This is a genomic window from Nitrospira sp. SG-bin1 (assembly GCA_002083365.1).
In the GTDB taxonomy this organism is placed as follows: domain Bacteria; phylum Nitrospirota; class Nitrospiria; order Nitrospirales; family Nitrospiraceae; genus Nitrospira_D.
In genome coordinates this window covers 1-9,134 of record LVWS01000036.1, presented here as the reverse complement: position 1 = coordinate 9,134, position 9,134 = coordinate 1, and the positions used below count along the sequence as shown (strand labels likewise).

Annotated in this window: 8 protein-coding genes and 2 pseudogenes; 7 read left to right on the top strand and 3 right to left on the bottom strand. The window is 56.1% G+C overall.

Annotated features, from left to right (window positions below; genetic code table 11):
* A pseudogene (locus A4E19_20130) lies at positions 1-614 on the bottom strand (preprotein translocase subunit SecA).
* Positions 615-1,270: 656 nt separating this feature from the next.
* On the opposite strand from A4E19_20130, the gene A4E19_20125 reads away from it, so the two are divergent.
* The 5 genes from A4E19_20125 (at position 1,271) to A4E19_20105 (ending at position 6,433) form a co-directional block, all read left to right on the top strand.
* Positions 1,271-1,828: a hypothetical protein gene (locus A4E19_20125; GenBank protein ID OQW31823.1), complete on the top strand. Its 558-nt coding sequence runs from the start codon at positions 1,271-1,273 to the stop codon at positions 1,826-1,828.
* An 8-nt stretch (positions 1,829-1,836) separates the two neighbouring features.
* Positions 1,837-2,145, top strand: a complete 309-nt coding sequence (locus A4E19_20120) for a hypothetical protein (protein OQW31822.1) — start codon at positions 1,837-1,839, stop codon at positions 2,143-2,145.
* A 93-nt stretch (positions 2,146-2,238) separates the two neighbouring features.
* A complete protein-coding gene (locus tag A4E19_20115; protein ID OQW31821.1) occupies positions 2,239-3,309 on the top strand; it encodes a hypothetical protein in 1,071 nt (356 codons plus the stop codon).
* Positions 3,310-3,778: 469 nt separating this feature from the next.
* A complete protein-coding gene (locus A4E19_20110; protein OQW31820.1) occupies positions 3,779-5,272 on the top strand; it encodes a hypothetical protein in 1,494 nt (497 codons plus the stop codon).
* A gap of 246 nt (positions 5,273-5,518) precedes the next feature.
* Positions 5,519-6,433, top strand: a complete 915-nt coding sequence (locus A4E19_20105) for a hypothetical protein (protein ID OQW31819.1) — start codon at positions 5,519-5,521, stop codon at positions 6,431-6,433.
* 184 nt (positions 6,434-6,617) lie between these two features.
* Here A4E19_20105 and A4E19_20100 read toward each other — a convergent pair whose 3' ends face one another.
* A complete protein-coding gene (locus tag A4E19_20100; protein ID OQW31818.1) occupies positions 6,618-7,334 on the bottom strand; it encodes a hypothetical protein in 717 nt (238 codons plus the stop codon).
* Positions 7,335-7,433: 99 nt separating this feature from the next.
* Positions 7,434-8,018, bottom strand: a complete 585-nt coding sequence (locus A4E19_20095) for a hypothetical protein (GenBank protein ID OQW31817.1) — start codon at positions 8,016-8,018, stop codon at positions 7,434-7,436.
* Positions 8,019-8,064: 46 nt separating this feature from the next.
* Between A4E19_20095 and A4E19_20090 the strand changes: the two genes are divergently transcribed.
* Together A4E19_20090 and A4E19_20085 are read left to right on the top strand one after the other, a co-directional pair.
* Entirely contained in the window at positions 8,065-8,718 is a 654-nt protein-coding gene (locus A4E19_20090; protein OQW31816.1) for a disulfide bond formation protein DsbA, read from the top strand.
* Between the two features lie 16 nt (positions 8,719-8,734).
* Positions 8,735-9,134, top strand: a pseudogene (locus tag A4E19_20085) (hypothetical protein).

Below are 9,134 nucleotides of genomic sequence, written 5' to 3'. Positions count from 1 at the left end.
AGATAATCGAACCCGTATTCGTTGTTCGTGCCGTAGGTGATGTCGGCCCGGTAGGCCTCGGGTCTGGTGCAGGGGCGAAGGTTTTGCAATCGTTTATCCGAGGCCTCGTAGGTCGGATCGAAGATGAAGGAGGCGTCGTGCTGAATGACGCCGGTGGACAGCCCCAGCGCATGGTAGAGCTGCGCCATCCATTGGGCATCGCGTTTGGCCAGATAATCGTTGACGGTCACCAGATGGACGCCTTTGCCTTCCAGTGCATTGAGATAGATGGGTAGCGTCGCGACCAACGTCTTTCCTTCGCCGGTCTTCATCTCGGCGATGCGGCCGCGGTGAAGAATCATGCCGCCGATCAACTGCACGTCGAAGTGCCGCATATTGAGCTTGCGGCGGGACATTTCCCGGCAGACGGCAAACGCTTCCGGGAGGATATCGTCCAAGGTTTGACCGCCCTCGAGGCGTTTCTTGAAATCTTGAGTTTTGTCGGCAAGGGCTTGATCGGACAAAGGAGTGAGTCCCGGCTCCAAGCTGTTGATCTGCTCCACGATCGGTCGCAGAGCCTTGATTTCACGATCGTTTTTACTGCCGAAAATCAGATTGAGTACCTGTGTAACCATAAGAAGATGATTAAGGGTCGTGTTGAAAGGTGGTGTTCAACTAACAATACAAAACTAGGTTGCCCAGTATACAGCATCTGTCCGGTGAATCCTACCTCGATCTCCGGATCGCGCCATTGCGCCTTGACAGGCATTGCCTCGGTCGCCTAGTATTCGGCATCTTCGCATTTGTTGCATGTCCAGCTCCTTGCTGCACATGTGTTGAGAAGTGCCTGCGATGAAGTGCTCTTTCCGAACGATCCTAGCTGTCGCACTGGTTCTCTGCGTTCTTGCAGTCGGTGGGTTGGCGCAGGCTCAATCCGCCGAACATGCCGGACACCATGCCCAGCATCAAACAGCGACGCATGGAACGCTCCTCTGTTCCTGGATGTGTGCCGCCGGCACGGTCCTCGATACCGCGGTAGTGCTGATCCAGTCTGAGCGTAACCCCATCGCCGTCGTCTCACATTCTCATCCGACCCACGTATCTGTTGAGTCCCTGCAGAGTGCTTCAAGCCGAGCTCCCCCGCACCTTCCAGTATAAACGGTTTTTGGTCTCTACGATCCTCGGTTAGAAGGCCAGAGATCAATTCGTCTCGGGTTCCGTCATGTAGGACGAGAGCCGGGGCAAGAACTTCTTCCATGCCATGACGATATTGACGATATTGTGGAGGGTCATGATTATGAATCAGACCAAGAACAGGTTTCTAACCGGGCTGCTGCTCGTGGGAGTGATGGTCCTGACGAGCGGGGGTCCGAGTTGGGGAATGGGGTCACGCGTGCCGGCGGTGGGAACGGCTGCCGAGGATTTTCGCTTGGCCGATTTGGACGGCAAGCCGCAGAGCCTAAGCCAATATCGTGGCAAGGTGGTGTTGGTGAATTTCTGGGCGACCTGGTGCAAGCCCTGCACCACGGAAATGCCGGCGATGCAGGCGATGTACGACAAGTTACGGGAGAAGGGATTCGTGGTGCTGGCGGTCAACGAATTGGAAGATGAGGCGAAGGTGCGCGAGCACATCAAGCAACATGGTCATACGTTTCCGGTGCTGATGGACCATGACAACAAAGTCGCGAACCAGTTTGGAGTCTTCGGATTGCCTGTCAGCGTGTTTATCGACGAAAAAGGCGTCGTTCAAGAATACATCAAGGGCGGTCTGTTGACCGAGCAAGTGATTTTCGACACGGTGGCGCGTATCCAGAAGCCGGAGCAGACGAAGGCGGCTTCCCTGCACTAGCCGTTCCTATGATGATGAACGTACAACGACCGGTCCTCGTCTGGGGCATGTTGCTCGTCATTGTGATGATGAGCGGGGTCATGGCTGCCCCCACGGTGGGCCACGCTCAGCACCATGCGGATCATGCGGCCGGCACCCACTCGACCGGCATCTGTGCATGGTTGTGCGCCGGTGGCGTAGGAATCGAGTCCTCCGTCGTTCAATTGACGTCGGATCTTCAGCTGCTCGAATGGATCACCATTCCATCCCATGACGTAGTATTCAGCGTGGTCTCACTCCCATACTTCTTCCGCGGGCCTCCTCGCTCTCACGCATAACGCCCCCAGTCATAGGCGTGTTTCACAACCGTGTCTCGCGGCAGGGTCCGATATGCGGGTCCGCTGCGTCACAAGAAGAAAGAGTTTGGAATCATGGTGCGCACGATCTGGTCCCGCGTCATCGGTGTGAGTGGTGTAGTCGGAATGCTGTGCACGATGCTCAATCCATCCGGGGTCGAGGCATCGTGCGGGTCGGTCAGCTGTTTTGTCGTCATCGGCTCACAACAGATCGTACCCATGAAGGGTCTTCTGACCGTCAATGCGATCTACAACTATACGCCGATGGAAGCGCCGCCGGGTGAAGGGGGGCGTATTCCGTTTGCCAATCAAGGTGAGAGGACCCTCACGTTGGCCAATTTGGATGTGAACCGTATCGAGACCACAACGCGCACCGCGACGCTGGATCTCAATTATGGGCTGACTGATCGTCTTGGTATCCAGGTGTCGATTCCATACAGACATGTAGAATCGGATGCGCAGATTGGGGGACTTACAACGGTGCCCTACAGCGAGAGAGGGCTCGGTGATGTTCGCGCCACGCTGAAATATAACGTGCTCCCCACCTTGCGCAGCATGGTCGTGCTCGGCGTAGGAGTCGATTTCCCGACCGGGGACTATGGCAGGCTGGCGACTGGGGACCAATTGGCCGAATCGACGCTCCAAATCGGCCGCGGGAATTTCGGTGTGGTTCCCACGATCTATCAGACCTATGAGCTGATTCCCCATCGGCTGAACCAGTTCGCGCTGGCGAGCTATCGGCACACGTTTAAAAACAGCGACGGCTACAAGTTCGGCGATGAAGTGAACGTGAGCCTGGGGGCCAACATCATCCCGCTGGAGCGGACGCCCTGGCTGGTGCTGATACAGCAGTTCAACTTCCGATGGATGCAGAACGACGCGATGGATGCATCACTGTTTCTGTTCAACCCCGGAGGAGCCCCCATTCTCCTCGATCCAACGGTCAAATTTCGGGCAATACCCACAACCGGCTCGACCTATGTCGCCTATTCGCCGGGCATCATGTTCAATGTGTTCAACTTCGCCTCCGCCTATTTCATCGCCCAAATCCCCATTCATCGGGATTTCAACGGCAACCTGGAACAGCAGATCAGTTACATCTTTGGGCTAACCAAGTCGTTCCAAGTGTTTGGTGGGGCTTCGTAAAGCCTGCATGTTGAGGATGGGACGGATGACGAGGCGGCGATCGCGAATCTGGTGCGTAGGTAAGAAAAGGCAGTTCGCCCGAGCACTGGCGGCTTGCTCTGTTGTCCTCTGGCTCGCTGGTTCGTTGTCTGCAATGCATGGGGGGCTGGCGCCGCAGTGGACGGGGACCCATTGCCCGCAAGGACAGACACAGAACAGTCAACATAGCCACAATCATTGTGCCTGGCACTGTGGTGGTCTCGATATTCAGGTAGGCGGTGGATACGGAGAAATCTCCACTGATATTCGGGTAAGCCGCGTCTGGAGCCTCGGTGATATTCCTCTACAAGATACTGCCCTTCATGGCCAATTCCCGCCTCGGGGCCCACCACAAGATGTTCGTCAGATCGCATAAAACAGATTCACTCAGTAGCCGGCTGGGTTCCACGCGGGATTTGGAAGACGATAATTAATGAGGAAGGAACGGGCCATGGAAACGATGAAGAGAAAAATCTACGTATCGAATATCGCGACGGGCGTGTTAGGGCTCGCCCTGATCGGCCTCGCTGCCTGCAGTGCAGGAGAATCCACCCCTACCACGGGAACTCCTGCTCCAGGGGGGAGCGCCGGAGCGAGCAGTGCGCTCGTATTTGTAAATAACACTGGCGACAAGACGCTGACGAGCGTGGCGTTGAAGGGAGATTCCGGTAACGCAGTGGTTAACACGATTGACGCGGCCGAATTCGAGAATGCTGCCCTGGGGGACATGCAGTTTTCGAATGAGGATTGGATTTTCGTGAATCTTGCGGCGGCCAATAAGGTTGCTACGATTGATCCATTGACCGCTGCAACTCCGGCTCACGAGGTCAACCTGCCGACCGGCACCAGGCCTGTGCATATGTATCGTGATCGAAACGATGGTGAAGTGGTCTGGATCATGAACGATGGCGACAATGCCCAGAACACGACAACACCGGGAGATGATCTGGTGCATTGTGCGGCTCAAGGCGGCGGTGGGTCCGTGACGGTAATTCACAATTCTCACCTCGGCCCCGGCGGCACGCCCCCTAAAGTGTTGGGAACAACCTGCCTATTAGCTGATGGCCATAAGGTTGCAGCTTTTGCAGACAATGGACGCGTCTTCGTCTCTAGCGAAACTGCCGGCGAGATTGCTGTGCTGGATGGCACACCGGGTTTGACGAGTGCGCCTACGTTGCTTGCGCGTATCGACTTGTGCAATCCCGGCAAAGAAACCTGCGATAACCAGTCGAATACACCATTAACAACGGCGTTCACCCCCAACGGTTCGGCTCCGCATGGAATTCGCTGGTCCAAATCGACTAACAAGATCTACAGCTTGCAAGAAGGGTATAAGGAAATTATCGAGATTAATCCAAGTCCTCCATATATTGAGGCGAATTCAAGGAAGTGGGATCTCTCCAATACTCCCTATACCTCCTTCGGAATTTCACCAGACGGTAGGTATCTTCTGCTGCGTGGCGAAACGACCGCTCCGCAACAAGCGACAAAACTTGGTGTCATTGATCTAAGTGCCGCCTCGCCGACTATCGCCAATTTAACCACTGCCGAGCTAGATTCGGCGCTCAATGGGACTTCTCCAGGAGCGTTCAAGTTTTCTCCTGACTCGAAGCGGTTCTACATCTTGGCCGGGAATGGCGCTACGGCGACAAAGAAAGACCGACTCTTTGTATTCGATTGGGCCACATTGACTCCTCCGGCTCTCACACTCCTCAGAGAGATTCCTCTCGTTGCGACCGGCGGACATAACTTTGATGTCCTGGCGCAAGGAGCCGGGGAAGCGAAGTATGTGGTGGTCTCCAATGCAGCGCCAGCTAATTCACTGACGATCATCAATGCGATCGATAACCAGGAAAAACAATCTGTACCCGTTGGGACAAATCCGGGGGGTGTGATGGTATTTTCCTCTGGAGCAGCCCAGGCTGGTAACCAGGCGAGCAATTAGTTCAGTCGTGGACAGGGAACCCATAGGAGGCTCCATGCACTCCGATGGGCTACCCATCAACTGCAGCACAAGGTATCGCTTGACCTGAGAAGTGTGTATTGTCCGAGCAGGCTGCCTCCGGCTCGGACCAGCGCGGGGCGTCGGTGCACCTCCCTTGGCCTTCGCCCCGCACTTTTTTCTGGCCGGTGAGTTGGGGGTTGCTTATCGCCATATGTATGGTCATATATGTATGGTCATAAAGGAAGCATGACATCGACTGACGAAACTCGATTCTTCTTGCCGGCCTGGGTCATATCGCTGGCTCTTCATGGCGTAATAGTTGGCTTAGCGTTCGCGCTGGTCGCCCAGATCAAACCAGTCATGCAAGAAGACATGTTCCAGTGGGATGTCGCGTTAGTGGAAGCATCGAAGTCTGAAGTCGTATCAGACAAGGTCCAATCACTCGCATCGCCGGAACACTCACAGGCCAGAATAACGTCTCAGTCACGAACCAAACCTCTCGCAGAGACATCCCAAATAGTCAAGTCCGTGGAGCGGAAAATCGAGCAAATATCGCCGACGACTGAAACGGTCAGGCCGATCGAGCAGAAACCGGAACCTTCTCAGGTCGATGAGGAGTCGGTCGAGCAGCGGAGAGCCGAAGTGGCTGAGCCGAAAGCCGAGCCGGTGTTTGACTCGAAGGAGCCGGAACCAGTTGCAGCGGCTGCTCTACCGGAGCCGGGTGAGGCCCAACCGGCTCCGCGTGATGGAGATGCTGGTCCATCGGTTCCCACGCCGGAGGTTCCTCTCGCCCAAGATGCTTTTGCTCAGGCGCCGTCTCCGACGAATAATGCGGATATGTCAGCAGTGCAAGTAACGAAGAATGCGGCGTCAGACCATCGTTGGCTGGCCGAATCATTGTGGCGGCGGGTGGCGGAACTGAAACGTTATCCGAACTCCGCCCGCATGAACGGCCAGGAAGGGAAAGTCATTCTCAAGGCCGTCATTCGATCCGATGGACAGCTGGCGGCTGTGTCCGTCCAGAAGAGCTCAGGATACAACGTGCTTGACGAGGCGGCGATCGAGGCGGTGAAACTTGCCTGTCCGCTCCATATGAAACAAGCGATCGGAAAACCGCAAATCGTCGTGAGCCTTCCGATCGTGTACAGCCTCGCCAATTAGTGTGTCGATCAAGGCTGACATGCCGCTAAGTACGGACGCCGGCTGGATGGGTATCGCGGTGCATGCTTTGGGTAAATTGAAGTGGCAAGGCTACCACGGGAATCGTAAGAGGCGATGAACAGGCAAAAGATCGGCTGGAAGGACAGGTAGACAGTTCCATGGTTGGGTGAATAGGCGGGGCATCCTAAGTTTTCTTTAGATATGCTCTGGCCAGCGCGTCCTTCACCGCCGTGTGGATGTTGGCGCGTCCCGACTCGATATTGTCTTGCATGGCGATCCGTGCGCCTGCGGCATCCTTGGCTATGATCCGCTCCAAAATCTCCAGATGTTGGCGACAGGTGTGTTCGGCGCGATGCGGCCTGTCAAAATCCAGCATTCGGAACAGCGTCAACCGTTCATTGATGGTTCGGAGGTGCCGGAGGAGAGACTTGTTGCCTAAGGCGAGGGCGAGGGTATCGTGAAAGAGTGTGTCCAGGATCGCGAACTCCTCCGGCGCCTTGGAGGATGCCTTCAAGAGCTCGGTCCAAGTTTGCTGGAGGTCGTCCAGCTCTGCGGCCAGTCCTGTCGGCGGTTTGGTGGCCAGACGTTCGACCGTATAGAGTTCCAACGCCAAGCGCACCTCGTACAGTTCTTGGATTTCATCGATGGTATACTGCTTCACCGCGTAGCCCCGATTCGACAGTTTTTTGACGAAGCCGTCGGAGGCCAGTACACGAAGTGCCTCCCGAACCGGGCTCCGACTCACCCCGAATCTCTTGCACAATTCATCTTCGGTCAGCCGATGTTCCGGTGGATAATGCCAGTGAACGATTTCTTCCTTCAGCGTCGTCACGACCGATGAGCTGAGGTTCGGGGAGGCATGCGTCTTCCGACCGTCCTTGCCATGGGGCGTCTTCGGCATGCGTGCTCCTTAATCAGCGGGCCTTCTTTCACATCACCGTCATCCGGCAAGGGCGAACGTTTCATGGAGCGAATTCGGACGGACTCCGACCGATGGCGATCACCACCAATAATAAGGCCACGGGCTCCAGTATGGGGACCAATAGGGGCCCCAATACGGTCCTGGACTGATGGGTCGGCGGATGCGAGGCGGTTCTACGTCGTCCTCGGCCCACACGCGCAGATTGTTGATGTGCACGAGCGGGTAGGTGTACACCGTTTCATCGAGCGGCAACGTGACGGAGCCGGCCATCTCTCCGGTCACGGTCACGAACGTGTCGGGCGGAACCGTTGCAGGGTCGAGAAATTCTTTCCGCAGGGCCATGAAACGGCCTTGAGATTTGCTGAGGTCCGTTGTCGGTTGCGAGGAAGACGATAGAGGCAGCTGTAGAATTTCTATTCTGGTCCCTTCCTTCAGACGTCTGGCGTTGAGCACTTTGCCCCCGAAAGTCACCGGCTGTCCCGTGAATGATTCAGGCTCGGCCTTGACCTGTGCGAAAGCTATCTGTGGCGCGCTGGAGGAAGATATGTCGGTTTGATCCCCTGTCGAGGCACAGCCGGACGTGATGACCAACAGCGAGGCGAGCAAGGCCTGCCGAATTTTTGGCATGGCATGATTATAACAAACGAAATTGACCCGCCGCATTGGATATAATGAGCCCCTCGGGCTATCACTGGAAAGGAGAGGGGATATGCATCGTTCGACGACGTGGAAGACCGGGCTTGTAGCCGTAGGGGGGATGATCTGGATATTGGGGATGCCGTTCACGGGGACAGCGGCCAAGCCGGAATTGAAGGGGAAGTTTGAAATATTGAAGGATGAGCCGTCGACCCATCAACCGGGGAAGGTAAAGGTGGTCGAGTTCGCGGACTTCTACTGCCCGCATTGCCATCATTTCGAGGAAACCGGGGTGCCGCTGCTCCAGAAGGAGTTTGGGGACAAGGTCGAAATCACCATGGTTGGGTTCCCGGTGATTCCTGGGAAACTGCCGACGCCGTTTGATATGTATGAGCAGGCCAAGATGATGGGCAAGGGCGACCAGATGAAGGCCGTGTTGTTCCGCACCATTCACAAGGAAAAGTTGGACGGGGTACTGGATCGTTCGATTCGGTCCATATTGATCAAGGAGGTCGGCCTGGACGCCGCGGCATTCGAGGCCGGACTGGAAAGTGGAAAACCGGCCCGGCTGTTCGAGGAAGGACGTCGATGGGGCGAGCGGATCAAGGTGTCGTCAACACCGTCGCTCTTGCTGGACGGGAACATCAAAGTGGATGGGACGAACATGACGCCGGAGAATGTCATCACCATCATCCGGAGCATCCTCGATGCCGACGCGAAAAAGTGAGTGATGGAGGGCGCGGATGCAGGAAGGAACCACGAGCGGGGCCATGCAACGACTTCTGGAGAACGAGTCCGCCTTTAGACAGTTCGTTCGCCGTCGAGTCGGCGAAGAAGCCCTCGTGGACGATATTCTTCAGCAAAGCCTCACCCGTGCGGTCGCCTCCGCTCACTCATTGCACAATGAGGAGAGTGTGCTTGCCTGGTTCTACCGCATCCTTCGCCATACGGTGGCCGATTACTATCGGTCCCATGGAGCCGAAGCTCGTCGGAATGAAGCCTTCCTACGGGAACTGACCATTGCGGGTGATCATCACGAGCCGCCACCTGACGAGGTACAGGCGGCTGCCTGCGCCTGCCTTCACCGTCTCCTTCCGAGCCTTCATGGGAATTATGCAGAACTCATCAAACGCATCGACCTCG